This is a genomic window from Variovorax sp. OK212 (genome assembly GCF_900112425.1).
Taxonomy (GTDB): Bacteria; Pseudomonadota; Gammaproteobacteria; order Burkholderiales; family Burkholderiaceae_C; genus Variovorax.
This window is the reverse complement of record NZ_FOLP01000014.1, coordinates 122642-147478: the sequence shown is the minus strand read 5'-3', so window position 1 is coordinate 147478 and position 24837 is coordinate 122642. Positions and strand designations below refer to the sequence as shown.

26 protein-coding genes are annotated in these 24837 nt (G+C 66.9%); 19 read left to right on the top strand and 7 right to left on the bottom strand.

Annotated elements, in window-relative coordinates; all coding sequences use genetic code 11:
- Nucleotides 1-2: 2 nt before the first annotated feature.
- Complete coding sequence (locus tag BM004_RS29775) at nt 3-1226, bottom strand: efflux RND transporter periplasmic adaptor subunit (RefSeq protein WP_177206638.1); 1224 nt, start codon at nt 1224-1226, stop codon at nt 3-5.
- A gap of 134 nt (nt 1227-1360) precedes the next feature.
- Here BM004_RS29775 and baeS point away from each other — a divergent pair, with 134 nt between their 5' ends.
- Together baeS and BM004_RS29765 are read left to right on the top strand one after the other, a co-directional pair.
- Nucleotides 1361-2749 carry a sensor histidine kinase efflux regulator BaeS gene (gene baeS, locus BM004_RS29770; RefSeq protein ID WP_093218815.1) on the top strand — a complete coding sequence of 463 codons (1389 nt, stop codon included), beginning with the start codon at nt 1361-1363 and terminating at the stop codon, nt 2747-2749.
- Between the two features lie 19 nt (nt 2750-2768).
- On the top strand, nt 2769-3476 hold the full coding sequence (locus BM004_RS29765; protein WP_256220104.1) for a response regulator: 708 nt from the start codon (nt 2769-2771) through the stop codon (nt 3474-3476).
- A 20-nt stretch (nt 3477-3496) separates the two neighbouring features.
- Here the strand turns inward: BM004_RS29765 and BM004_RS29760 are convergent, their stop codons facing one another.
- The 6 genes from BM004_RS29760 to BM004_RS29735 all read right to left on the bottom strand — a co-directional run bounded on the left by BM004_RS29760 (nt 3497) and on the right by BM004_RS29735 (nt 9174).
- Nucleotides 3497-4918 carry a glycosyltransferase family protein gene (locus BM004_RS29760; RefSeq protein ID WP_093218814.1) on the bottom strand — a complete coding sequence of 474 codons (1422 nt, stop codon included), beginning with the start codon at nt 4916-4918 and terminating at the stop codon, nt 3497-3499.
- A gap of 67 nt (nt 4919-4985) precedes the next feature.
- Complete coding sequence (gene lipA / locus BM004_RS29755) at nt 4986-5987, bottom strand: lipoyl synthase (RefSeq protein WP_093218812.1); 1002 nt, start codon at nt 5985-5987, stop codon at nt 4986-4988.
- A gap of 7 nt (nt 5988-5994) precedes the next feature.
- Entirely contained in the window at nt 5995-6693 is a 699-nt protein-coding gene (lipB, locus tag BM004_RS29750) for a lipoyl(octanoyl) transferase LipB (protein ID WP_093218810.1), read from the bottom strand.
- A complete protein-coding gene (locus tag BM004_RS29745) occupies nt 6690-7925 on the bottom strand; it encodes an MBL fold metallo-hydrolase (protein ID WP_256220103.1) in 1236 nt (411 codons plus the stop codon). Before BM004_RS29745 ends, lipB begins: the two co-directional genes overlap by 4 nt.
- On the bottom strand, nt 7922-8284 hold the full coding sequence (locus BM004_RS29740) for a YbeD family protein (protein WP_256221804.1): 363 nt from the start codon (nt 8282-8284) through the stop codon (nt 7922-7924). Before BM004_RS29740 ends, BM004_RS29745 begins: the two co-directional genes overlap by 4 nt.
- The gene (locus tag BM004_RS29735) at nt 8281-9174 is read right to left on the bottom strand and encodes a D-amino acid aminotransferase (protein ID WP_093132634.1); all 894 of its coding nucleotides are present in this window, start codon (nt 9172-9174) and stop codon (nt 8281-8283) included. Before BM004_RS29735 ends, BM004_RS29740 begins: the two co-directional genes overlap by 4 nt.
- Before the next feature lie 158 nt (nt 9175-9332).
- Between BM004_RS29735 and BM004_RS29730 the strand changes: the two genes are divergently transcribed.
- The 17 genes from BM004_RS29730 to BM004_RS29650 all read left to right on the top strand — a co-directional run bounded on the left by BM004_RS29730 (nt 9333) and on the right by BM004_RS29650 (nt 24730).
- Complete coding sequence (locus BM004_RS29730) at nt 9333-9818, top strand: ATP synthase subunit I (protein WP_093132636.1); 486 nt, start codon at nt 9333-9335, stop codon at nt 9816-9818.
- A gap of 4 nt (nt 9819-9822) precedes the next feature.
- The gene (gene atpB, locus BM004_RS29725; RefSeq protein ID WP_093132638.1) at nt 9823-10692 is read left to right on the top strand and encodes a F0F1 ATP synthase subunit A; all 870 of its coding nucleotides are present in this window, start codon (nt 9823-9825) and stop codon (nt 10690-10692) included.
- A gap of 60 nt (nt 10693-10752) precedes the next feature.
- Nucleotides 10753-11016: a F0F1 ATP synthase subunit C gene (gene atpE / locus BM004_RS29720; protein ID WP_007830191.1), complete on the top strand. Its 264-nt coding sequence runs from the start codon at nt 10753-10755 to the stop codon at nt 11014-11016.
- Between the two features lie 82 nt (nt 11017-11098).
- Entirely contained in the window at nt 11099-11569 is a 471-nt protein-coding gene (locus BM004_RS29715) for a F0F1 ATP synthase subunit B (RefSeq protein ID WP_093132640.1), read from the top strand.
- Nucleotides 11570-11577: 8 nt separating this feature from the next.
- Nucleotides 11578-12108, top strand: coding sequence for a F0F1 ATP synthase subunit delta (locus BM004_RS29710; protein ID WP_093132642.1), 531 nt, complete (start codon nt 11578-11580; stop codon nt 12106-12108).
- Between the two features lie 38 nt (nt 12109-12146).
- On the top strand, nt 12147-13760 hold the full coding sequence (atpA, locus tag BM004_RS29705) for a F0F1 ATP synthase subunit alpha (protein WP_093218808.1): 1614 nt from the start codon (nt 12147-12149) through the stop codon (nt 13758-13760).
- Nucleotides 13761-13781: 21 nt separating this feature from the next.
- Nucleotides 13782-14657 (top strand): F0F1 ATP synthase subunit gamma, encoded by an 876-nt coding sequence (gene atpG / locus BM004_RS29700; protein ID WP_093132646.1) that lies wholly within the window; start codon nt 13782-13784, stop codon nt 14655-14657.
- A gap of 88 nt (nt 14658-14745) precedes the next feature.
- Nucleotides 14746-15138, top strand: coding sequence for a hypothetical protein (locus BM004_RS29695; RefSeq protein WP_093132648.1), 393 nt, complete (start codon nt 14746-14748; stop codon nt 15136-15138).
- Nucleotides 15139-15260: 122 nt separating this feature from the next.
- Complete coding sequence (gene atpD / locus BM004_RS29690; protein WP_093132650.1) at nt 15261-16661, top strand: F0F1 ATP synthase subunit beta; 1401 nt, start codon at nt 15261-15263, stop codon at nt 16659-16661.
- Nucleotides 16662-16679: 18 nt separating this feature from the next.
- Nucleotides 16680-17099, top strand: coding sequence for a F0F1 ATP synthase subunit epsilon (locus BM004_RS29685; protein ID WP_093057730.1), 420 nt, complete (start codon nt 16680-16682; stop codon nt 17097-17099).
- Nucleotides 17100-17324: 225 nt separating this feature from the next.
- Nucleotides 17325-18494 (top strand): ROK family protein, encoded by a 1170-nt coding sequence (locus BM004_RS29680; RefSeq protein ID WP_093218807.1) that lies wholly within the window; start codon nt 17325-17327, stop codon nt 18492-18494.
- Entirely contained in the window at nt 18491-20023 is a 1533-nt protein-coding gene (locus tag BM004_RS29675) for a sugar ABC transporter ATP-binding protein (protein WP_093218805.1), read from the top strand. The genes BM004_RS29680 and BM004_RS29675 overlap by 4 nt, the downstream gene beginning before the upstream one ends.
- Nucleotides 19986-21017, top strand: a complete 1032-nt coding sequence (locus BM004_RS29670) for an ABC transporter permease (RefSeq protein WP_093218804.1) — start codon at nt 19986-19988, stop codon at nt 21015-21017. Before BM004_RS29675 ends, BM004_RS29670 begins: the two co-directional genes overlap by 38 nt.
- Nucleotides 21018-21064: 47 nt before the next feature.
- Nucleotides 21065-22027, top strand: coding sequence for a substrate-binding domain-containing protein (locus BM004_RS29665; protein WP_093132658.1), 963 nt, complete (start codon nt 21065-21067; stop codon nt 22025-22027).
- Nucleotides 22028-22196: 169 nt separating this feature from the next.
- Nucleotides 22197-23360 (top strand): Gfo/Idh/MocA family protein, encoded by a 1164-nt coding sequence (locus BM004_RS29660; protein ID WP_093218802.1) that lies wholly within the window; start codon nt 22197-22199, stop codon nt 23358-23360.
- A 25-nt stretch (nt 23361-23385) separates the two neighbouring features.
- A complete protein-coding gene (locus BM004_RS29655) occupies nt 23386-24129 on the top strand; it encodes a phosphatase PAP2 family protein (RefSeq protein ID WP_093218801.1) in 744 nt (247 codons plus the stop codon).
- A 76-nt stretch (nt 24130-24205) separates the two neighbouring features.
- Nucleotides 24206-24730 (top strand): DUF3617 domain-containing protein, encoded by a 525-nt coding sequence (locus BM004_RS29650; protein WP_093218799.1) that lies wholly within the window; start codon nt 24206-24208, stop codon nt 24728-24730.
- The last annotated feature ends 107 nt before the right edge of the window (nt 24731-24837 follow it).

Here is a 24837-nt window from a genome sequence, read left to right as displayed (position 1 = left end):
CCTCAGCGGGTGGCGACGTTGGCCGCGGTGATTGCCGTGACTGCGCGTGTTGCGTCGCTGGCCACGTTGGTGTCGCCCGCCGCAACGGGCTTCACCGTGTCGCCGGCCTTCACCTTGAGCGAGCCTTCGACGATCACGCGCTCGCCGGCCTTCAGGCCCTCGGTGACCTGCCAGCGGCTGCCGATGGCGCGCGACACCTTCAGCGCGCGCTTCTCGACCTTGTTGTCGGGCGCAACCACCAGCGCCGACGCGTCGCCGCTCGCGGTGCGCGTCACGCCCTGCTGCGGGACCAGCAACGCCTGCTCGGCCACGCCCTCTTCGAGCACGGCGCGCACGTACATGCCGGGCAGCAGCGTGCGCTCGGGGTTCGGCACCAGCACGCGCAGCGTGACCGCGCCGGTGCCTTCGTTCACGGTGACGCTCGCGAACTGCAGGCGACCCGCGTGTGCGTAGGCCGTGCCGTCCTCCAGCATCAGCCGGACCGAGGCCTCGGCCTTGTCGGCGCTGCTCTTGAGCGCGCCGCTGGCCAGCTCGCGCTGCAGCCGCAGCAGGTCGGTGGTCGACTGCGTCACGTCGATGTAGATCGGGTCGAGCTGCTGCACGGTGGTGAGCGCCGTGGTCTGGCTGGCCGTGACCAGCGCGCCCGGCGTGACGGTGGAGGCCTCGATGCGCCCCGCGATCGGTGCGGTGATGCGCGTGAAGCCGAGGTTGATGCGCGCCGTGTCGAGCGCGGCGCGCGCCACGCCGAGGTCGGCCTCGGCCTGCTGCAGCGTGGCCTGGCTGTCGTCGTCGGTCTGCTGGCTCACAGCATCGATCTTGGCGAGCTCGGCGTTGCGGCGCGCCGCGGTCTTCGCGGCGTTCACGGTGGCCTCGGCCTTGGCGACGCTGGCCTGCGCGCTGGCGTGGGCCGCCTTGTAGCTCGCGGGGTCGAGCTGGTAGAGCACCTGCCCGGCCTTGACCAGCGCGCCTTCCTCGAACAGGCGTTGCTGCACGATGCCGCCGACCTGCGGCCGGATCTCGGCGCTCAGGCGCGAGCGGGTGCGGCCCGACAGTTCGGTGGTGATGGGCTGGTTCTCGGGCTGCAGGGTGACCACGCCCACTTGCACTGCGGGCGGCGCGGCAAGGGACTGGGGCGATGCGGAAGAACCGGAGCACCCCGCGATCGCGCCCAGCAGGCCGAGGGCCAGGGCGCACGCGAGGCCGGTGCGGGTGAAGCGGGAAGACATGTTCAGGGTTCCAATCAGGTTGGAATCCATGGTCTCCAGTGAATGTGGAGTCAATGTGAAGGTCCCCCGCACCGCGCGGCCTTGGCGGCGCAACGCACCGCGCGGGCCGCATCTGGCTTATCTTGTGGCCCTTCATGAAGATCAGCATCACCACCAAGCTCTTTCTCGCCGTGCTGGCCACCGCCGTGCTGGCCGTGGTTGCCATGGGCGCCGCCTCGCGATGGAATTTCGAGCGCGGCTTCGTCGGCTACCTCAACGAGCAAGGCGTGGAGCGGCTCGACGCGGTGCTGCCCAACGCCGTGGCCGCGTACCGCCAGCACGGCAGCTGGGACTTCCTGCGCGAAGGGCCCGGACCGTGGTTCGAGATCATGCGGCCCGCGCCGTCGGCGAGCGGCGAGCGTTTCGAGCCGGGGCGCACGCCGCCGCCCGTGTCCGACCTCACCGGCGCCATGCTGCGCATCGCGCTGCTCGACACCAACCGCCAGGTGATCGCCGGTTTCCGCGAGGTGCGCCGGGGTGCCACCGAGCGCGCCGTGTCGGTCGACGGCAAGACCGTGGGCTGGGTCGTCATGAACCCGTTCCAGAGCGTGAGCGAAGCGGGCGACCAGCGCTTCCAGCAGAACCAGGCGCGCGCGAGCTGGGTCATCGGCAGCCTCTGCGTGCTGCTGGCCGCGGGCATCGCGTGGTGGATCGCGCGCGTGCTGCTGGCGCCCGTGAAGCGCGTGGCCGGCGCCACGCACCGGCTGGCCGCGGGCGACTACGAAAGCCGCGTGGCCGTGTCGTCGAACGACGAAGTGGGGCAACTGGCGCGCGACTTCAATTCGCTGGCCCACACGCTGCAGCGCAACGAGCAGATGCGGCGCGAGTTCATGGCCGACGTGTCGCACGAGCTGCGCACGCCGCTGGGCGTGCTGCACGGCGAACTGGAGGCGATGGAAGACGGCGTGCGCCGTCTCGACGCGCAGGCCGTACGCTCGCTGCAGCACGAGGTCGGCATGCTCAACAAGCTGGTGACCGACCTGTACGACCTGTCGCTGGCCGACGTGGGCGCGCTGGCCTACCGCAAGGCCGACGTGGACCTGCGCGAGCTGATCGAGGCGAGCGTCGATGCCTTTCGCGAGCGGCTGGCATCGGCCGGCCTGCGGCTCGAACTCGACCTGCCGGCGCAACCGCTGGTGGCGTTCGCCGACGAGCGGCGCATGCAGCAGCTCTTCAGCAACCTGGTGCTCAACACCTGCCGCTACACCGATGCGGGCGGCGTGCTGCGCATCGCGGCGCGCGAGCAGGGCGAGGGCATCGCGATCGACCTGATGGACTCGGCGCCTGGCGTCGAGGCGGCCCAGCTGCCGCGCCTGTTCGAGCGCTTCTTCCGCGGCGAGGGTTCGCGCAACCGCGCCAGCGGCGGCGCGGGGCTCGGGCTGTCGATCTGCCGCAGCATCGTGGAGGCGCATGGCGGCACCATCGAGGCCGAGGCCTCGCCGTTGGGCGGGGTGTGGGTCGCCGTCCGGTTGCCGCGAGCCTGATGCACGAAGAGAAGCAACGATGAGCGACGCACCCGTGACCTCCATGACTCCTGTGACTTCTGCCCACATCCTGATCGTCGAGGACGAGCCGCGCATGGCCGCGCTGCTCGCCGACTACCTGAAGGCCTCTGGCTACACCTCGGCCTGGCTCGCCAACGGGCTGGAGGTGGTGCCGTGCGTGAAGGCCCGCCGGCCCGACCTGGTGCTGCTCGACCTCATGCTGCCCGGCCAGGACGGCATGAGCGTGTGCCGCGAGCTGCGGCTGTTCAGCGACGTGCCCGTGATCATGCTCACCGCGCGCGTCGAGGAGGCCGACCGGCTGATGGGCCTGGAGATCGGCGCCGACGACTACATCTGCAAGACGCCCTTCAGTCCGCGCGAGGTGGTGGCGCGCGTGAAGGCGCTGCTGCGCCGCAGCGGCCATTCGGCGCGAGAGGCGTCGCCTCTGGTGCTCGACGCGCAGGGCTACAAGGCCGCGTGGCAGGGCGCGCCGCTGGACCTCACGCCCATCGAGTTCCGCCTGCTGAAGGCGCTGGCCGACGCGCACGGGCGCGTGCTGTCGCGCGACAAGCTGCTCGACCACGTGCATGCCGACCAGCGCGCGGTGACCGACCGCGCGGTCGACAGCCACGTGAAGAACCTGCGCCGCAAGCTCGACGCGGCCACCGGCGGGCAGGAGCTGATCCGCTCGATCTACGGGGTGGGCTACCGGCTCGACCTGCCTTAGCTGCTGCCTTAAATGCAGCCTTAGCTGCTGCCTTGGCCGTTGCCCTGGCCGTCCTGGCGGCTGCGCTCGTGCGCGTCGCGCGCCAGGCTGCGCAGGTTCCATGCATGCATCGACGCCGCGCGCTGCGGCGTGTGCTGCGTGGGGAAGTGCACGAAGTGGCTGTCGGGGGTTGCGTAGATCGCGGGCGCGTCGAGCGAGAGCGTGTCCACCACCTGCGCCTCGGTGATGAGGCCGCGGGCCGTGAACACGTTCGCGAAACAGGTCTGGTCGCCGCCGTTGGCATGCACCGACGAGCGGTCGGGCGCGGCCTCGATCTGCCGGCACACCTCGTCCACCAGCGCATGCATGCCGGGCGTGTTGCGCACGCCGACCACGCTGGAGTTCATGTTCCACGCCGTGTGGTCGTTGCCCACCAGCGCCTGCCGGCCGGCCACCAGCGGCTCCATGCGCAGCGACTGGTTCATGGCGAGGATGTCGGCGTCGACCCACAGCAGGAAGTCGTGCGCCGCGAGATGGCGGCGCATGACATGCGGCTTGGCCCATGACCCCGTGAGCCCGTTTGCGAAGTCGGGAACGCGGCGGTAGAGGTGGTAGCCGTAGCCATGGCGCAGGCAGTAGCGCGCGAAGCTTTCCTCGTGCAGGCGCCCGTAGCTGGCGATGTGGTGCGTGTAGATGCTGACGAACGCGATGGGCGCGCCGGGGTTCAGGTGCAGCTCGTCGCCGGGCGGCGGCGCGGCTTGCGCCAGCACGACGAAGGGCGGGAGCTCTCCGGCCGCCAGTGCCGCGGCTTCGTCGACGAGGTTCTGCACGCCGCGGAAGTCGTAGTCGAGCGAGGGCGTCCAGTGGCCGTCGGCGTGCTGCCAGCAGGGCGCGTCGTTGGCCACGAACGGGCGTACCGTGTGCAGCGACTCGTAGTAGCTGCCGGCCCGCCAGTTGGCCTGCACGTTCGCATGGAGGCCGTTGGGCAGCGCGGCGCTGCAGGGGCGCGGCGTGAAGACGTGGCCCACCAGCGCGTTCTCGGGCTGCTCGTTGTCCTCGAGGATGCGCACCGCCCAGTGCGAGACGTGATCGACCAGCCGGCGCACCTGCTCGCGCACGGCGGCGGTGTTGCGCAACAGCAGCATGCTGGTGTTGCACAGCGTGTCGTCGCCGGCCTGCGCGCAGACCAGCGAATCGATGCCCTCGAAGTTCGGTTCCAGCGGATGCGGCCAGTAGACGACCGCGAACTGGTCGAGCACCAGCAGCAGGCTGCCCTCGCCGGCCTGCGCCAGGTGCTGGTAGATCGCGTGGAAGCGGTGGAACACCGGCTGGCGCGGGCCCCACACATGGGTGCTGTCGGCCACATGGTGCGCGTAGCCATGGCGGCGCGCATAGGCCGCGTGGTTCTCGACCAGGCCCGGGACGGGCCGGGTGGCCAGCGTGGTGAGGATGGTGGCGGGCATCTGCTCCTCCCTGAATCGAAGAAGGCCCTCGACGGGGCCTTTCTGCTTGCTTGGTTCTTCGAGTCGGTCAGGCGCCGGCGGCGTGCGCCTGCTGCGCCGCGTGGGCCTGCTGGTCCGCGTGGTAGCTCGAGCGCACCATCGCACCCACGGCCGCATGGCTGAAGCCCATCTTGTAGGCCTCTTCCTCGAACATCTTGAAGGTGTCGGGGTGCACGTAGCGGCGCACCGGCAGGTGCGAGCCCGACGGCGACAGGTACTGGCCGATGGTCAGCATGTCGATGTCGTGCGCGCGCATGTCGCGCATGACCTGCAGGATCTCTTCGTCGGTCTCGCCCAGGCCGACCATGATGCCGCTCTTGGTCGGCACGTTCGGGTGCAGCGCCTTGAACTTCTTCAGCAGGTTCAGGCTGAACTGGTAGTCGCTGCCGGGGCGCGCTTCCTTGTACAGGCGCGGCGCGGTTTCCAGGTTGTGGTTCATCACGTCCGGCGGCGCGGCCTTCAGGATTTCCAGCGCGCGGTCGTCGCGGCCGCGGAAGTCGGGCACCAGGATCTCGATCTGCGTCATCGGCGAGAGCTCGCGGATGTTGGTGATGCAGTCCACGAAGTGCTGGCTGCCGCCGTCGCGCAGGTCGTCGCGGTCGACGCTGGTGATCACCACGTACTTCAGGCGCAGCTTGGCGATGGTCTTGGCCAGGTTGAGCGGCTCGTCCTTGTCCAGCGGGTCGGGGCGGCCGTGGCCCACGTCGCAGAACGGGCAGCGGCGCGTGCACTTGTCGCCCATGATCATGAAGGTGGCGGTGCCGTTGCCGAAGCACTCGCCGATGTTCGGGCACGAGGCTTCTTCGCAGACGGTGTGCAGGTTGCTTTCGCGCAGGATCTGCTTGATCTCGTAGAAGCGCGTGGTCGGGCTGCCGGCCTTGACGCGGATCCACTCCGGCTTCTTGAGCACTTCGCCGGTCTGCACCACCTTGACGGGGATGCGCGAGAGCTTGGCCGCCGCTTTCTGCTTGGCCAGGGGGTTGTAGTTTTCGGCGCTTTGCGCGTCGCGGACGACTTCAGTGGTGCTCATTGGCAGTTCAAGGCGCCAGGAAGGTGGTGAGCTTCTGGCTCAGCACCGTGGCGGCTTCTTCCCATGTGGTTTGGATGCCGATTGTAGAAAGGTCGACCGTTTGCAGCCCCGCATAGCCGCAAGGGTTGATGCGCGAGAAGGGTTCGAGGTCCATGCCGACGTTCAGCGCCACGCCGTGGTAGGTGGCATGGCGGCTCACCTTGATGCCCAGCGCGGCGATCTTGCCGAGGCCGCGGAAGGGGTCGCCGGCGGGCTGCGGGCCGGTCAGGGCCGCGTGCGAAAACGGGTCGTCCAGGCGCACGTAGATGCCCGGCGCGCCGGGCACGCGGTGGCCGGTCACGCCGAAATGGGCAAGGGTGCGCAGCACCGATTCCTCGATGCGGTAGACGTATTCCTTGACGAAATAGCCCGCACGCCGCAGGTCGATCAGCGGGTAGGCCACCACCTGGCCGGGGCCATGGAAGGTGACCTGGCCGCCGCGGTCGGTCTGCACGACGGGGATGTCGCCGGGGTTCAGGATGTGGTCCTGCTGGCCCGCGATGCCCTGGGTGAAGACCGGCGCGTGCTCGCAAATCCATAGCGCATCGGCCGTATCGGGCGTGCGTTCCAGGGTGAATTTCTTCATGGCCGCGAAGGTGGCGGCGTAGTCGACGCGGCCCAGCGGGTGCAGTTCGATGGCGGGAGCGGCGGTGGTGGTGTCGGTCATGGCGTGGCCTGCCGCGCGGGCAGCTTGCGGGTCTCGCCGATGGCGAGCGTGAAGAAGGCGTCGTCGGCCACGCCCTGGGCCTTGCGGGCCGTGGCCAGGTCCTTGGGCGGCTGGTCGAGCGCCTCGTCGGTGAGCGAGAAGGTGGCCCAGTGCACGCCCAGGCTGCGCTTGGCGTGCAGTTCGCGGTGGATGCGCACGCTTTCGTCGGGGTTGACGTGCTGGTCGGTCATGAACCAGCGCGGCTCGTAGGCGCCCACGGGCAGCAGGGCGAGGTCGAAGCCGCCGCCCTGGGCGCTGCCCTGGCGCGGCGCGAGACGGGCCTGGATGTCGGCGAAGTCCTTCGAATAGCCGGTGTCGCCGGAATAGAAGAGGTGCATCTTCGGCGAAAGCAGCGCGAAGCCGCCCCACAGCGTCTGCATCTTGTCGCCGAGGCCGCGTGCGCTCCAGTGCTGGGCGGGCACGAGGAACACCTGTACCGCGTCGGGCGTACCGGGCGTACCGGGCGTGCCGGGTGTGTCGGTGGCAATGCCCGCGCCGTCGCGCTGGATGCGGGCCTGCCTCGCCTGCAGCGAGCCCTCGGCGGCCGGCAGCGTGATGCTGTCCCACCAGTCGAGCTCGACCGCGTTGGCGATGCCGCGCTCCGCCAGCCACGGCGCGATGCCCAGCGGCACCACGAAGAGCGGCGGCCCACCGGCCTGCGCGTTCAGCGCCTTCACGCTGCCTTCGTCGAGGTGGTCGTAGTGGTTGTGGCTGATCAGCACCAGGTCGATGTGCGGCAGGTCTTTCAGCGCGACGCCCGGCGGCTGGAAACGCTTCGGGCCGGCGAACGAGAACGGGGAGGCGCGATCGCCGAACACCGGGTCGGTCAGCACGTTGAGGCCGCCGCCGGCGGTGGGCACCTGCACGAGCACGGTGGCGTGGCCGATGAAGGTGGCGGCGGGCTGCGTGGCTGCGCCGGTGTTGGCCTGCAGGAATGCGAGATCGGGCGGGACCACCGGCGGCGCCGCCTCGGGCGCGGGCGGCAGGCCCTTGAACCACGAGGGCAACTGCCAGCCCAGCAGGACATCGGTGAAGAAGTTCTTCGGCTTGAACGCGATGTAGTTGTCCTGGAAGCCGTCGGGCCGGTGGTGCTTGCGGCTGGCGTCGTAGTACGGGTTGGGCGCCGTGGTGCAGGCGGCCACGAGGCCGCTTGCACACAGTGCCGCCGCCACGAAGCGCCAGCGCAGGGTCAAAGCACGACCTTGACCATCGGGTGCGCGGACAGTGCGCGGTACAGGTCGTCGAGTTGCTCGCGGCTGGTGGCCGTCACGGTGATGGTCACGCCCAGGTAGTTGCCGGCCTTGCTTTCGCGCAGCTCGACGGTGGTGGCGTCGAAGGCCGGGTCGAACTGCTCGGCGATCTGCGTGATCGCGTGCACGATGCCGTCGACCTTCGCGCCCATCACCTTGATGGGGAACTGCGAGGGGTACTCGATCAGCGATTCCTTGCGGGGATCGGGGACCGGCGTGGTCTCGGTTGCCGCCGGTGCTGCAGTCGCTGCAGTTGCCGCGGTGGTCGCGGTGTTCTCGATGGGGGTCGTGTTGTCGGTCATGCCGGGGCTCCGTGCTTCTGTGCGTTGCGTACCTTGGCCTGTTGGTAGGCCTTGTACAAGCTGTCGTAGATGGGGCCGGGACGGCCATTGCCAATAGCCTGGCCGTCGAGGGTGACGACGGGCAGCAGCTCCTTGCTGGCCGAGGAGATCAGCAGCTCGTCGGCGGCGAACACTTCGTCGCGCGTGATGCGGCGCAGCTCGTACGCAATGCCCTGTTCCTCGCACAGGCGCTCGAAGAGGCCGTAGCGGATGCCGGTGAGCACGAGGTTGTCCTTGGGCGGGCCCATCAGCTTGCCGTTCTTCACGACCCACACGTTGCTCGACGAGGCCTCGCTGAGCCATTCGCCGCGGAACATGATGGTCTCGGTGGCGCCGGCCTCCACGCTGATCTGCCGCGCAAGCACCGCGCCCAGCAGACTGGTGCTCTTGATGTGCGCCTTCTGCCAGCGGAAGTCGTCCGCGGTGACGCAGGCCACGCCCTTGGCGCGAACGGCGTCGGAGATCGGAGGCAGCGGGTTCACCATGACGAACACCGTCGGCACCAGGCCGCGCACCATCGCGTGGTCGCGCGGGGCCACGCCGCGTGTGACCTGAAAGTACACGGATTGCGGGGCTTCGCCGCCGGGTGCGACGAGGTGCATGACAATATCGCGCCACTGCGCGAGCGTGTGCGGGTTGTCGATCTGCAGCTCGGCGAGAGAGCGGTCGAGGCGGGCCATGTGCTCCTCGAAGCAGAAGGGCTGGCCGAAGTAGACGGGGACGTATTCGTAGATGCCGTCGCCGAAGATGAAGCCACGGTCGAGCACGCTGATCTTGGCGTCGCGCAGGGCGGTGAATTCGCCGTTGAGGTAACAAAGCGTGGCAGGCAGGGCGTCGGTGATAGGGTGCATGCCGAGAATTATGGTTGTGCAGGCATCGTCGGGCTCGCGTCAGGGAATGCGGTGCCGATTTGCATGCGGGCCACTCAGGGTGGCCGGATGGGTTGGGTTTTTACTTATAATCAATGGCTTTGTAGAAATTCTGGGTCGTCATCCGGGCTTCATTCGAAATGAAAACAATCGCCCGTCAAGACTCGGAGGTCGCTGAAGACCTCGATGCAGAATTCAAGCCGTTGACCGCCGAACAGGCGCGTGAACTGCGAGCAAAGAACCCTTCGGTCTCCCCATGGCGGGTGGTCGCGGGTCAGTTGGTTGTCGGTCTGGTGGTGGCTTTGGCCGCCTGGGGACTGACGGGGAGGCAAAATCTGGGTTGGTCCGCCGCTTACGGTGCGATCGCGGTGGTTGTTCCATCGGCGGTCTTCGCACGTGGGCTGACCGGTCGATTTTCTTCCTTGAATCCTGGCACTGCGGTGTTCGGATTCTTCCTGTGGGAAATGGTCAAGATGGCCTTGTCGGTGGCGATGCTGATCGCTGCGCCAAGGCTCGTAACGGCGCTGAGCTGGCCAGCAATGCTGGTCGGCCTGGTGGTGACAATGAAGGCGGCCTGGTTGGCGGTGATGTTCTCGCCCCGGCGCCGGAAACAGAGAGACGAGTAACGGAATGGCTGCTGAAAACGCTGCGGAACATGGTCAGACCGCGGGTGAATACATCGTTCACCACTTGACGCACCTGCAAAGCTCCAAGCCTGGGGGTGTTGCGGACCTGACTGTTTTCAATTTCGACTCGCTGTTCTTTTCGATCTTGCTCGGTGTCATCGGCTGCTGGCTGCTGTGGCTTGCTGCCCGCAAGGCTACTTCGGGCGTTCCCGGCCGTTTTCAAGCGGCTGTCGAACTGCTCGTCGAAATGGTCGACCAGCAGGCCAAGGGCATCGTCCACAACGCCACGAGCCGCAAGTTCGTTGCTCCGCTGGCGCTCACGATCTTCGTGTGGATCTTCCTGCTCAATGCAATGGACTTGTTCCCCGTCGATTTGTTCCCGGCCATCTGGGCCAAGATCTTCGGCATTGCCGGTGAAGACCCGCACCACGCCTACCTGCGTGTCGTGCCCACCGCCGACCTCTCGGTGACCATGGGCATGTCGGTGGCGGTGCTGCTGATCTGCATCTACTACAACATCAAGATCAAGGGCGCTGGCGGCTGGATCCACGAGCTGTTCACCGCACCCTTCGGCAACCATTGGGCGCTGTACCCCTTCAACTTCGCCATGCAGATGATCGAGTTCGTCGCCAAGACGGTCTCTCACGGCATGCGGTTGTTCGGCAACATGTACGCCGGTGAACTGATCTTCCTGCTGATCGCCTTGATGGGCGGTGCCTGGTCCATGTCGGCCACCGGCATCAGCCTGGCCATCGGCCACATCATCGCGGGCACGGCCTGGGCCATCTTCCACATCCTGATCATCACGTTGCAAGCCTTCGTGTTCATGATGCTGACGCTGGTCTACATCGGCCAGGCCCACGATCACCACTGATCATCGGTTTTCGTTTCTGTTTTTTGTTTTCTCTTCAACCAAAGTCCTCTAGGAGTCATCATGGAAGTTATTAGCTTTGTTGCACTGGCCGCCGGCCTGATCATCGGTCTGGGCGCTGTTGGCGCATGTATCGGCATCGGCATCATGGGCAGCAAGTACCTCGAGTCGGCCGCACGTCAGCCTGAACTCATGGGTGAACTTCAAACCAAGATGTTCCTGCTGGCCGGTCTGATCGACGCTGCTTTCATTATCGGCACCGGTATCGCTCTGTGGTTCGCAACGGCCAACCCGTTCCTGGCTCAGATCGCCAACCTGCCGAAGTAAGTCTTTCTCGTCGGACCTGCGTCGTCGTTCTCTAGGACATCTAGCGAATGGCTTCGATTCAATCCCATAGAGAGGGTGAAAAGTGAGCATTACCGGTACCCTGATCGTTCAGATGATCGTGTTCCTGATCCTGGTCGGGTTCACGATGAAGTACGTGTGGCCGCCGATCGCGAAAGCGCTGGACGACCGCGCTGCGAAGATCGCCGAAGGCCTCGCTGCCGCCGACAAGGCAAAGTCCGAGCTGAGCGCCGCCAACAAGCGCGTGGAAGCCGAACTGGGCCAGGCACGCAACGAGTCCGCACAACGTCTTGCTGACGCCGAACGTCGCGCCCAGGCCATCGTTGAAGAGGCCAAGGCCCGCGCGACCGAGGAAGGCAACAAGATCGTTGCAGCCGCCCGCGTCGAAGCCGACCAGCAGGCCGTGAAGGCCCGCGAAGCCCTGCGTGAGCAGGTCGCCGCGCTGGCCGTCAAGGGCGCAGAGCAGATTCTGCGCAAGGAAGTGAATGCGGGCGTTCACGCCGATTTGCTCGCCCGTCTGCAGACCGAACTCTGATAGAAGCCATGGCAGAACTCGCCACCATTGCACGCCCCTACGCCGAGGCGCTCTTCAAGGCGTCGTCGTCCGACGTCGCCGGCACCAGCGCATGGCTCGAAAAGATGGCCGTCATCGCGGCCAATCCCGAGCTCCAGCAGTTCGCCGACAACCCGAAGGCCACGGCCGAACAGGTGGTTGGCGTGGTTGCCGGTGCATTCGGTGCGCCGCTGACCGCTGCTGCCCAGAACTTCCTGGCCGCGCTCCTAGAGAACGGGCGTTTTTCGGTGCTGCCGGAAATTGCGAAGCAGTTCCGGACACTGGCCAACGCGAAGAGCGGCTCGTCCGACGCCGTTGTCTACAGCGCCTTCCCGATCGACGCCGCGGCCCTGGCCGGTGTGTCGGCCGCGCTCGAAAAGCGCTTCGGTCGCAAGCTCCAGGTCACGGTTCAGCAAGAGCCGGAACTGATCGGCGGCATTCGTGTGGTGGTCGGCGACGAGGTGCTCGACACCTCCGTCAAAGCGCGCCTTGAACAAATGAAAGTTGCGCTGGCGGCCTGACGGTCTCCATCGCCTTACAAAGAAAGAAGGAAAGAGTCATGCAACTCAATCCCGCAGAAATTTCCGAACTGATCAAGAGCCGCATCGAGGGCCTCGGGGTCAGCGCCAACATCCGCAACGAAGGCACCGTGGTGTCGGTGACCGACGGCATCGTGCGCGTGCACGGCCTGTCGGACGCGATGCAAGGCGAAATGCTTGAATTCCCGCCGAGCGCGGACGGCACGCCGTCCTTCGGCCTCGCACTGAATCTCGAGCGCGACTCCGTCGGCGCCGTGATTCTGGGCGAATACGAACACATCTCCGAAGGCGACACCGTGAAGTGCACGGGCCGCATTCTGGAAGTGCCGGTGGGCCCCGAGCTCATCGGCCGCGTGGTGAACGCACTGGGCCAGCCGATCGACGGCAAGGGTCCCATCAACGCCAAGATGACCGACGTGATCGAAAAGGTCGCACCGGGCGTGATCGCCCGCAAGTCCGTCGACCAGCCGATGCAAACGGGCCTGAAGTCCGTCGACTCGATGGTGCCGATCGGCCGCGGCCAGCGCGAGCTGATCATCGGTGACCGCCAGACCGGCAAGACCGCCGTGGCCATCGACGCGATCATCAACCAGAAGGGTCAGAACATGACCTGCGTCTACGTTGCGATCGGCCAGAAGGCTTCGTCGATCAAGAACGTGGTGCGCGCACTCGAACAAGCCGGCGCGATGGACTACACCATCGTGGTGGCGGCATCGGCCTCCGAATCGGCGGCCATGCAATACGTGTCGGCCTATTCGGGCTGCACGATGGGCGAATACTTCCGCGACCGCGGCCAGGACGCCCTGATCGTCTATGACGACCTGTCCAAGCAAGCCGTGGCCTACCGCCAGGTCTCGCTGCTGCTGCGCCGCCCGCCAGGCCGCGAAGCCTACCCCGGCGACGTGTTCTATCTCCACAGCCGCCTGCTCGAGCGCGCAGCCCGCGTGAATGCCGACTACGTCGAAGCCTTCACCAAGGGTGAAGTCAAGGGCAAGACCGGTTCGCTGACCGCACTGCCGATCATCGAAACGCAAGCCGGCGACGTTTCCGCGTTCGTTCCGACCAACGTGATCTCGATCACCGACGGCCAGATCTTCCTGGAAACCAATCTGTTCAACGCCGGCATCCGTCCCGCCATCAACGCCGGTATCTCGGTGTCGCGCGTGGGCTCGTCGGCTCAGACCAACCTGGTGAAGAACCAGTCCGGCGGTATCCGTACCGACCTGGCGCAGTACCGCGAACTCGCGGCCTTTGCCCAGTTCGCTTCGGACCTCGACGAAAGCACCCGCAAGCAGCTCGACCGCGGCGCCCGCGTGACCGAATTGCTCAAGCAGAACCAGTACAGCCCGCTGCCCATCTCGTTGATGAGCGCCACGCTGTTCGCGGTGAACAAGGGCTTCATGGACGACATCGACGTCAAGAAGGTGCTTGCGTTCGAACACGGCTTCCATCAGTTCCTCAAGTCGAGCCACGCACCGCTGCTGGCCACGATGGAAAAGAACGGTGCCAAGTGGGATCCCAAGCCCGCCAAGGCCGATGACAGCGAAGAGAAGAAGGCCTTCAAGAAGGTCTGCCAGGACGCCGAAGCCGAGCTGATGGCGGCCGCCACTTCGTTCAAGAAGTCGTTCGCCTGATCGACGCAAGAAGGAACTCTCATGGCAGCTGGTAAGGAAATCCGCGGCAAGATCAAATCGGTGGAGAACACCAAGAAGATCACCAAGGCCATGGAAATGGTCTCGGTTTCCAAGATGCGCAAGGCGCAGGAACGCATGCGCGCCGCGCGCCCCTACAGCGAAAAGATCCGCAACATCGCGGCCAACCTTGGCAAGGCGAACCCGGAGTACACCCACGCGTTCATGAAGACAACCGAGGCCAAGGGCGTCGGTTTCATCATCGTGACCAGCGACAAGGGCCTGTGCGGCGGCTTGAACACCAACCTGCTGCGTGCCGTCACCGGCAAGCTGCGCGAAGCGCAGGCGGCGGGCAACGTGGTCGAGTCGGTGGCCATCGGCAGCAAGGGCCTGGGCTTCCTGAATCGCATTGGCGCCCGCGTGGTGGCCCATGTGACGCAGCTGGGCGACACGCCGCATCTCGACAAGCTCATCGGGCCCGTCAAGACGCTGCTGGACGCCTACGCCGAAGGCAAGCTGTCGGCGGTGTACCTGTGCTACACGAAGTTCATCAACACCATCAAGCAAGAGCCGATGGTGGAGCAGTTGCTGCCGCTGAAGGCCGAAACGCTGCAGGCCGATCCGGGACATCATTCGTGGGACTACATCTACGAACCCGATGCCCAGAGCGTGATCGACGAACTGCTGGTGCGCTACGTGGAATCGCTGGTGTACCAGGCCGTGGCCGAGAACATGGCGTCCGAGCATTCGGCGCGCATGGTGGCCATGAAGGCTGCGACCGACAACGCGGGCAATGTGATCAGCGAACTGAAGCTGGTCTACAACAAGACCCGTCAGGCTGGCATCACGAAGGAACTGTCCGAAATCGTGTCCGGCGCGGCCGCTGCTGCAGGCGTGTGATCAAGGCAGTGCAACGGGCCGCATTGCTGACCGGGCGCGCTCTGCGCGCCTGGTAATACAAGGCCTATTTTTAGGGGACTCGCAAAAAATGAAGAAGATTCTTGCTCTGGTGGCCATCGCTGCCGCGCTGACCGCCTGCTCGAAGAAGGAAGATGCTCCCGCGCCCGCACCGGCTCCCGCCGCTGCACCCGCGCCGGCGCCTGCTCCCGCAGCACCGGAACCCGCAGCAGCACCGGCGGCACCTGCAGCAGCCCCGACGGCCTCGGCCGCCGACCTGCCGCAAGAGTGCAACGACTACCTGGCCAAGGTGCAGGCATGCGTTTCTGCGCAAAGCGGTGCTGCCGCCGATGCAATGAAGTCGAGTCTCGATCAGACGAAGGCCACCTGGGCTTCGATGGGTGCCGACAAGGCTGCGCTGGGTCAAGCCTGCAAGGCTGCCTCGGACGCCTTCGCCGCGCAAGCCACGGCCATGAAGTGCTGATCTGAACCATTCAAGGGTGCCGGCCTGTCCGGCATTCTTGCAAAAGCGGCCCGTACTGGCACCAGGACGCTTCTGCAAGAACCTGTCGCAATTATTTAGAGATCCATCCAGAAGGAAACGTCATGGCTGAAGGAAAAATTGTCCAATGTATCGGCGCCGTGGTCGACGTGGAGTTCCCGCGTGACCAGATGCCGAAGATTTACGACGCACTGAAGTTCGAAGGCAGCGCGCTGACCCTCGAAGTCCAGCAGCAGCTCGGCGACGGCGTGGTGCGCACGATTGCACTCGGCTCGTCCGACGGCCTGCGCCGCGGCATCATCGTCACCAACACCGGTGCATCTATCACCGTGCCGGTCGGCAAGGCCACCCTCGGCCGCATCATGGACGTGCTCGGCTCGCCCATCGACGAACGCGGTCCGGTCAGCCAGGAACTCACGGCTTCGATCCACCGCAAGGCCCCAGCGTACGACGAACTGTCGCCTTCGCAAGACCTGCTGGAAACCGGCATCAAGGTGATCGACCTGGTGTGCCCGTTCGCCAAGGGCGGCAAGGTGGGCCTGTTCGGCGGCGCCGGCGTGGGCAAGACCGTGAACATGATGGAGCTCATCAACAACATCGCCAAGGCTCACTCGGGTCTGTCGGTGTTCGCCGGTGTGGGTGAACGTACCCGCGAAGGCAACGACTTCTATCACGAGATGGCCGACTCCGGCGTCGTGAACCTCGAGAAGCTCGAAGACTCGAAGGTGGCCATGGTCTACGGCCAGATGAACGAACCCCCGGGCAACCGTCTGCGCGTGGCGCTGACCGGCCTGACCATCGCCGAGTCGTTCCGCGACGAAGGCCGTGACGTTCTGTTCTTCGTGGACAACATCTACCGCTACACGCTGGCCGGTACCGAAGTGTCGGCACTGCTGGGCCGCATGCCTTCCGCCGTGGGCTACCAGCCGACGCTGGCCGAGGAAATGGGCCGTCTGCAAGAGCGCATCACGTCGACCAAGGTCGGCTCGATCACCTCGATCCAGGCCGTGTACGTCCCTGCGGATGACTTGACCGACCCGTCGCCCGCCACCACCTTCGCCCACTTGGACTCGACCGTGGTGCTGTCGCGTGACATCGCCTCGCTGGGCATCTACCCCGCCGTGGACCCGCTGGACTCGACCTCGCGCCAGCTCGACCCGAACGTGGTCGGCGAAGAGCACTACAACGTGGCCCGCGCCGTGCAAGGCACGCTGCAGCGCTACAAGGAACTGCGCGACATCATCGCGATTCTGGGCATGGACGAACTGGCTCCCGACGACAAGCTCGCCGTGGCCCGCGCCCGCAAGATCCAGCGCTTCCTGTCGCAGCCGTTCCACGTGGCCGAAGTGTTCACTGGCGCGCCTGGCAAGTACGTGCCGCTGGCCGAAACCATCCGTGGTTTCAAGATGATCGTGAACGGCGAAGCCGACCACCTGCCGGAACAAGCGTTCTACATGGTGGGCGGCATCGACGAAGCGTTCGAAAAAGCCAAGAAAATCGCCTAAGGCGACAGAGGAACTCAGATGGCAAACACCATTCACGTCGACGTGGTCAGCGCGGAAGAGTCGATCTTCTCGGGCGAAGCCAGGTTCGTCGCGCTGCCCGGTGAAGCCGGTGAGCTCGGCATCTATCCGCGCCACACGCCGCTGATAACGCGCATCCGCCCCGGCGCGGTGCGCATCGAAACGGCCGACGGCAAGGAAGAATTCGTCTTCGTGGCAGGCGGCATTCTCGAAGTGCAGCCCAACGCCGTCACCGTGCTGTCCGACACCGCGATCCGCGGCAAGGACCTCGACGACGAGAAGGCCAACCAGGCCAAGGCCGCCGCGGAAGAAGCGCTGAAGAACGCGAAGAGCGACATCGACATCGCGATGGCGCAATCGGAGCTGGCCGTGATGGCCGCCCAGATCGCGGCGCTGCGCAAGTACCGCCAGAAGAAGTAATCGGTCTTCCGATTGCCCTGACAAGAAGCCGCCCTCGGGCGGCTTTTTTGCGTCTGGAACGCATGAGTTTTCGTTCGACTTCGATCTGAATTTGGTCGAAGTTCAGCCTTGTCTGGCTGAAGACCTCCGCCTAGTATTCGCCTTCGCCCGGACCCAAGGGCGGCGAAGACAAGAACACCGGAGACAAGACGCGTGGCACGCTGGAGTGGCATCACCGCCGATGAAATGCGGCTGCTGGAAACGACCTTCTGGTCGGCCGGCGGCTCACGCCACGCCATGGCCGAGCAGCTCGGCTTCTCCAAGAGCAAGGCCAATGGCCTGATCGCGGGCCTGGTCGAGCAGGGCCTGCTGTCCGAAGCCGGCCTGCAACGCTCCTCCGGCGGGCGCCGCGCCGAGAACCTCCAGCTCCACGCCGGCCTCGGCGTGCTGGTGGGCATCGACATCGGCGCCACCAGCCTCGACGTGGCCGTGCTGCGCCCCGACCTCACCGTGCTCGCCCTGCACGACGAACCCGCCGACGTGCGCCAAGGCCCGGCCGTGGTGCTGGCGCGCGTGCGCACCCTCATGCGCGAGCTGCTGGCCCGTTGCGGTGCCGTCGCCAAGGACGTGCTCGGCATCGGCATCGGCGTGCCCGGCCCGGTGAACTTCGAGATCGGCCAGCTCGTGAACCCGCCGCTCATGCCGGCCTGGGACAGCTTCTCGATCCGCGACTACCTGCGCGAGGACTACAGCGCGCCGGTGTTCGTCGACAACGACGTGAACCTCATGGCGCTCGGCGAGCTCTGGCGCCTCAAGCGCTCGCTGACCAACTTCCTCGTCATCAAGATCGGCACCGGCATCGGCTGCGGCATCGTCTGCCACGGCGAGGTGTACCGCGGCGCGGCCGGCTCGGCCGGCGACGTGGGCCACATCTGCGTCGACCAGGAAGGCCCGCGCTGCCATTGCGGCAACCTCGGCTGCGTCGAGGCCATGGCCGCCGGCCCCGCCATCACGCGCATGGCCATCCAGGCCGCCGAGGCCGGCGAAAGCGCGGCGCTGGCCGAGTGCCTGCGCGTGCACGGCCGCATCGACGCCATCGACGTGGGCCAGGCCAGCCGCGGCGGCGACACCGCGGCCAACGACATCATCCAGCGCGCGGGCAGCCTGATCGGGCAGATGCTCGCGTCGGTGGTCAATTTCTTCAATCCGTCGCACGTGTTCATCGGCGGCGGCATCACGCGCATCGGCCCGCTGTTTCTCGCCGCCGTGCGCCAGAGCGTGTACCAGCGCTCGCTGGCGCTGTCCACGCGGCACCTGGAGATCCAGTACACGCCGCTGGGCATGCAGGGCGGCCTGGTCGGCGCCGGCGTGCTCGCGATGCACGAGACCCTGAAGGTCCGCGGAGTGGCGCCATGAACGCAGAAACAAAGGGCAGCGTGGCCGTCGAGTTCGACGGCGTGGTGAAGGCCTTCGGCCCCGTGCAGGTGCTGCACGGCGTGAGCTTCGCGCTCGCGCCCGGCCGCGTGTACGGCCTGCTCGGCGAGAACGGCGCGGGCAAGTCCACGCTGATGAAGATCCTCGCGGGCTACGAGTCGCTCACCGGCGGCACGCTGCGCATCAACGGCCAGCCGCCGCAGTTCGCGAGCTCGCGCGACGCCGAGGCATTGGGCATCGTGCTGATCCACCAGGAGTTCAACCTCGCCGAAGACCTGAGCGTGGCGCAGAACATCTTCCTGGGCCATGAAAAGAAGAAGGGCTGGCTGCTCGACGACGCCTCGATGGCGCATTCCGCGGCCGATGCGCTCGCCGCCGTCGGCCTGCACATCGACCCGCGCACCAAGGTGCGCCGCCTCATCGTCGCGGAGAAGCAGCTCGTCGAAATCGCCAAGGCCATCGCCCGCCGCGCGCGCCTGCTCATCATGGACGAGCCCACCGCCACGCTCACGCCCGGCGAGACCGTGCGCCTGTTCAAGCTGATCGCACAGCTGCGCGCCGACGGCGTGACCATCGTCTACATCTCGCACAAGCTCGACGAGGTGGAGCAGGTGACCGACGAGGTCATCGTCATGCGCGACGGCCGCTTCGTGGCGCGTTCGCCCACGGCCGACGTCACGCGCCAGCAGATGGCCAACCTCATGGTGGGCCGCGAGCTGGCCGACCTGTACCCGCCGCGCGACGCCGTGGTGGCGGCCGACGCGCCCGCGATGCGTGTGCGCAATTTCACCGTGCCCGGCTGGGCGCAGGACGCGGGCTTCGAGGTGCGCCCCGGCGAGATCCTCGGCTTCGCGGGCCTGGTCGGCGCGGGCCGCACCGAACTCTTCGAAGGCCTGCTCGGCCTGCGCCCGGCGAGCGGCAGCGTCGAGATGCTCGGCAAGCCCGTGCCCGGCAACAGGGGCTGGCGCAACCCGCGCGACGCCGCCAAGCACGGCCTCACGTACCTCAGCGAAGACCGCAAGGGCAAGGGCCTGCACGTGAGCTTCGGCCTGCGCCAGAACCTCACGCTGATGGCGCTGGAGCGCTATGCGCAGCCCTGGCTCAAGCCCGAGGCCGAACGCGGCGCGCTGGCCGAGGCGGTGAAGGACTACGGCATTCGCACCGGCTCGCTCGACGTCAAGGCGTCTTCGCTGTCGGGCGGCAACCAGCAGAAGCTCGCGCTCGCCAAGGTGCTGCAGCCGCGGCCCAAGGTGGTGGTGCTCGACGAGCCCACGCGCGGTGTCGACGTGGGCGCCAAGCGCGACATCTATTTCCTGATCCAGCGACTCGCCCGCGAAGGGCTCGCGGTGATCGTCGTCTCGTCGGAGCTGATGGAACTGATCGGCCTGTGCCACCGCGTCGCGGTGATGCGCGCGGGCCGGCTCGTTGCCACGCTCGACGCGGACCATCTGACTGAAGAGGAGCTCATCGCTCATGCCACCGGAACCGCAAACTCCCCCGCCATCGCTTGAGGCCGCGCAGCAGCAGCACCGCAGCGAGGCCAGGCCGCGCTGGACGGAGCGCCTGCACGGGCTCGGCCCGGTCATCGGCCTCGTGCTGCTGTGCATTGCCGGCACCCTGCTGAACAGCGACTTCGCCACGCTGGACAACGCCATGAACGTGCTCACGCGCACGGCCTTCATCGGCATCATCGCGGTGGGCATGTGCTTCGTGATCATCTCGGGCGGCATCGACCTGTCGGTGGGCTCCATGGCCGCGCTCATCGCGGGCAGCGTGATCATGTTCATCAACTGGGCCGGGCCCGCCTCGGGCTCGCCCATGTTGGCGGTGGTGATGGGCGCGGTGCTCGCGGTGGTGCTCGGCGCGGTGTTCGGGCTGGCGCACGGCCTGCTCATCACCAAGGGCCGCATCGAGCCCTTCATCGTGACGCTGGGCACGCTGGGCATCTTCCGCGCCTACCTCACCTACTTTGCCGACGGCGGTGCGCTCACGCTCGACAACGAGCTGTCGGACCTCTACGCGCCCGTGTACTACGCGAGCCTGGCGGGCATTCCGGTGCCGGTGTGGGTGTTCGTGATCGTCGCGGTCATCGGCGGCGTCATCCTGAACCGCACGGCGTACGGGCGCTACGTGCAGGCCATCGGTTCCAACGAGCAGGTGGCGCGCTACGCGGCGGTGGACGTCGACCGCGTGAAGATCATGACCTACGTGCTGCTGGGCGTGTGCGTGGGCATTGCCACGCTGCTGTACGTGCCGCGCCTGGGCTCGGCCTCGCCGACCACCGGCCTGCTGTGGGAGCTCGAGGCCATTGCGGCGGTGATCGTCGGCGGCACCGCGCTCAAGGGCGGCGCGGGCAGCATCACGGGCACCGTGGTGGGCGCGATCCTGCTCTCGGTCATCAGCAACATCCTGAACCTCACCAGCATCATCAGCGTGTACCTCAACGCCGCGGTGCAGGGCTTCGTGATCATCATCGTGGCGTTCCTGCAGCGAGGGCGCCGCTAGGTCTTTTCGTTCGTTCCCGTTCCATCAACCACAAGGAGACACCCAGCATGACGACTTTCACCAGACGCCTCGCACTCACGGCCGTGGCCGCCGCAGCGTTCGCCAGCCTGCCCGCGCTTGCCGCGGAAAAGGTCAACCTCGGCGTTTCGATTCCCGCGGCCACGCACAGCTTCATGGGCGGCATCAACTACTGGGCCAACCAGGCGAAGAAGGACCTCGAGAAGGAACACAAGGACCTGAAGATCACGATCAAGACCGCGGCCAATGCGCCCGAGCAGGCCAACCAGCTGCAGGACCTGTCGACCGTCACCAAGATCAACGCGCTGGTCGTGTTCCCGTTCGAGTCGGCCGCGCTGACCAAGCCCGTGGCACAGGTCAAGGCCAAGGGCGCCTACGTGACCGTGGTCGACCGCGGCCTGACCGACACCAGCGCGCAGGACGCGTACGTGGCCGGCGACAACACCGCCTTCGGCAAGATCCCGGCCGAGTACATCGTGAAGCAGCTCGGCGGCAAGGGCAACGTGGTGGCGCTGCGCGGCATTGCGACCACGCTCGACAACGAACGCATGGACGCCTTCAATGCCGTTCTCAAGGGCAGCCCCGACATCAAGCTGCTGGACGCCAAGTACGCCAACTGGAACCGCGACGACGCCTTCAAGGTCACGCAGGACTACCTCACGCGCTTCAAGAGCATCGACGCCATCTGGGCCGCCGACGACGACATGGCCGTGGGCGTCCTCAAGGCCATCTCGCAGGCCAAGCGCGACGACATCAAGATCGTGTTCGGCGGCGCGGGTGCCAAGGACATGGTCAAGACCATCATGGACGGCAAGGACAAGCGCATCGGCGCCGACGTGAGCTACTCGCCCAAGTTCATCTACGACGCGATCAAGCTCACGGCCGAAGCGCGCCTGAAGGGCGAGAAGCTGCCGGCGACGACGATCATTCCTTCGGTGCTCATCACCAAGGACAACGCCAAGGACTTCTACCACCCGAACTCGCCGTTCTGAATGCCATCGGCCCAGTGGCCGATCGCTTCACACCCTCTCCCCTTGGGGAGAGGGGCGGGGTGAGGGGCGGCGGCGATGGCAAAGGCTGTGCGTGCGCGACAGCCGCTGCCCTCACCCTGGCCCTCTCCCAGAGGGAGAGGGAACAGTTTCAGGAACACCGAGGAGATCGATGACCGATTCACCGCTTCGCAAGCTGCGCTACGCCATGGTCGGCGGCGGCCGCGACGCCTTCATCGGCGCCGTGCACCGCAAGGCCATGGCGCTCGACGGCCAGATCGCACTCGCTGCCGGCGCGCTGTCGTCCAGCCCGGACAAGGCGCGCGCCTCGGGCCGCGACCTCGGCCTGGCCGACGACCGCAACCATGGCGACTGGCAGGCGCTGCTGGCCGACGAGCTGAAGCGGCCGGTGGACGAGCGCATCGACTTCGTGTCGATCGTCACCCCCAACCACGTGCACTTTCCGGTGGCGCAGGCCTTTGCCGAGGCGGGCTTTCACGTGGTGTGCGACAAGCCGCTGGTGCACACGCGCGAGCAGGCCGATGCGCTGGTCGCCACCGTGGCCAGGCGCGGCACCGTGTTCGGCGTCACCTACAACTACACCGGCTACCCGATGGTGCGGCAGGCGCGCGAAATGGTGCGCTCGGGCCAGATCGGCGAGGTCCGCAAGGTCGTCGTCGAATACAACCAGGGCTGGCTCGCGAGCCATGTCGAAGGCGGCACCAACAAGCAGGCCGACTGGCGCACCGACCCCGCACGCAGCGGCGCGGCCGGCGCCATCGGCGACATCGGTTCGCATGCCGAGAACCTCGTGGCCACCGTCACCGGCCTGGACATCGAGAGCCTGTGCGCCGACCTGGGCGCGCTGGTGCCGGGCCGCACGCTCGACGACGACGGCAGCCTGCTGTTGCGCTTCCAGGGCGGCGCGCGCGGCGTGCTCATCGCCTCGCAGATCAACACGGGGCTGGAGAACGACCTGCGCCTGCGCGTGTCGGGCACGCTGGGCACGCTCGAATGGCACCAGGAGCAGCCGAGCCAGCTGCTGCACCTGCCGCACGACGGCCCCAAGCGCGTGCTGACGCGCGGTGCGCCCTGGCTGTGCGAATCCGCGCAACGCGCGAGCCGGCTGCCGGCAGGGCACCCCGAGGGGTTCATCGAAGCCTTCGCGAACGTGTACGCGGGCGTGGCGGCGGACATCCGCGCGCGGCTCGCGGGCCAGGCGGCCGATCCGTTGGCCGCCGACTACCCGCGCGTGGAAGATGGCGCGCGCGGCGTGCGCTTCATCGAGCGCACGGTGGCCTCGGCGAAAAGCGAATTAAAGTGGACGCCCTGGTAGCGCACGGCGCGCTGCGCGGGCCTCCATGACGCCTTCCACCTCCAAAGCTTCCGACGCTTCCGACGCTTCCTCCTCGACGGCGCAGCCCTGGCTGAGCGCCCTGTGGCGGCGCTGCGTCACGCTGTTCCCGCTGAAGCTGGTCGGCAACATGGTCGCCACCATCGGCTTCTTTCCGCTGTACTTCTGGATCATGAAGAACGCGGGCCAGGCCTGGGTGCTGCCGCTCACGGCCGTCGACCACCTCATCGCCTTCTGGCCCGCGCTGCTGCCGGTGTACCTCTCGCTGTGGGGCTACATCGCGCTGCCGGTGCTGCTGGCCAAGGACAAGCGCGAGCTGTGGCGCTTCTCCTTCGGCTGCGCGGCCATGACGGCGCTGGCGCTGCTGGTGTTCTGGTTCATGCCCACGGCCATTCCCAACTTCACGGTCGATGCCGCGCCGGGCACGTCGCTGCAGTTCCTCAAGATGGTCGACTCGGCCGGCAATGCCTTCCCCTCGCTGCACGTGTCGTTCTCGGTGTTCGCCTGCGTGGTGCTGGCGCGCCAGCTGCGCGAGGTGGGCGCGCCCGCGTGGCTGCGCATCGTCAACGTGGCGTGGGCCGCGGGCATCGTCTATTCGACGATGGCGGTGCGCCAGCATGTGCTGATCGACGTGATGGGCGGCTTCGCGCTGGGCGTGGCGCTCGGCGTGGCCACGCGGCAGCGCACGCCGGCTTCGATGGCCGCGCAGGACACGCAGGACGCGCAGGTCACGAAGACCCGTCCGGCGTAGGCCGATTGCGGTATTCCGCCGCCGCGGTGCGCGCGGTACAACCCGGGCATCACCGTTCACCGATGCGGAGCCCGCAATGAAGATCCGTCTGTCCGCCTGCCTGCTCTGTCTGCTGGCTGGCGCCGTCACCGGCCCCGCCTTCGCGCTCGACTTCCCGGCGCGCAAGCCCGGCCTCTGGGAAATCCAGACCGGCGACGGCACCGGCAAGGGCCCCGCCGGCGCGCACACCATGCAGCAGTGCATCGACGCGGCCAGCGACAAGGCGATGCGCGACATGGGCCAGGGCATGGGCAAGGACATGTGTTCGAAGCAGGAGTTGCGCGCCGACGGCGGCAAGCTCGTGATGGACTCGGTCTGCAAGATCGGCAACACCACCGCCACCTCGCACGCCGTGCTCAGCGGCGACTTCAACACGGCCTACCGCATGGAGAGCAAGTCGAGCTACAACCCGCCGCTCATGGGCCGCGCCGAGGGCGCCAGCGTCATGGAGGCGAAGTGGGTCGGCCCCTGCAAGGCCGACCAGAAGCCCGGCGACATGGTCATGTCCAACGGCATGAAGATGAACGTGCTGGACATGATGAACACCCGCCCGAAAAAATAACGGGCCGGCGCAGAGCGAGTGCAGGGGGAGCGCCCAAGTAGGCGCCGGCCCACAGCGCCTCGCGGCCGAGGCTCGGCGCCACGACAGCCGGGCTGCGCCTACGATGG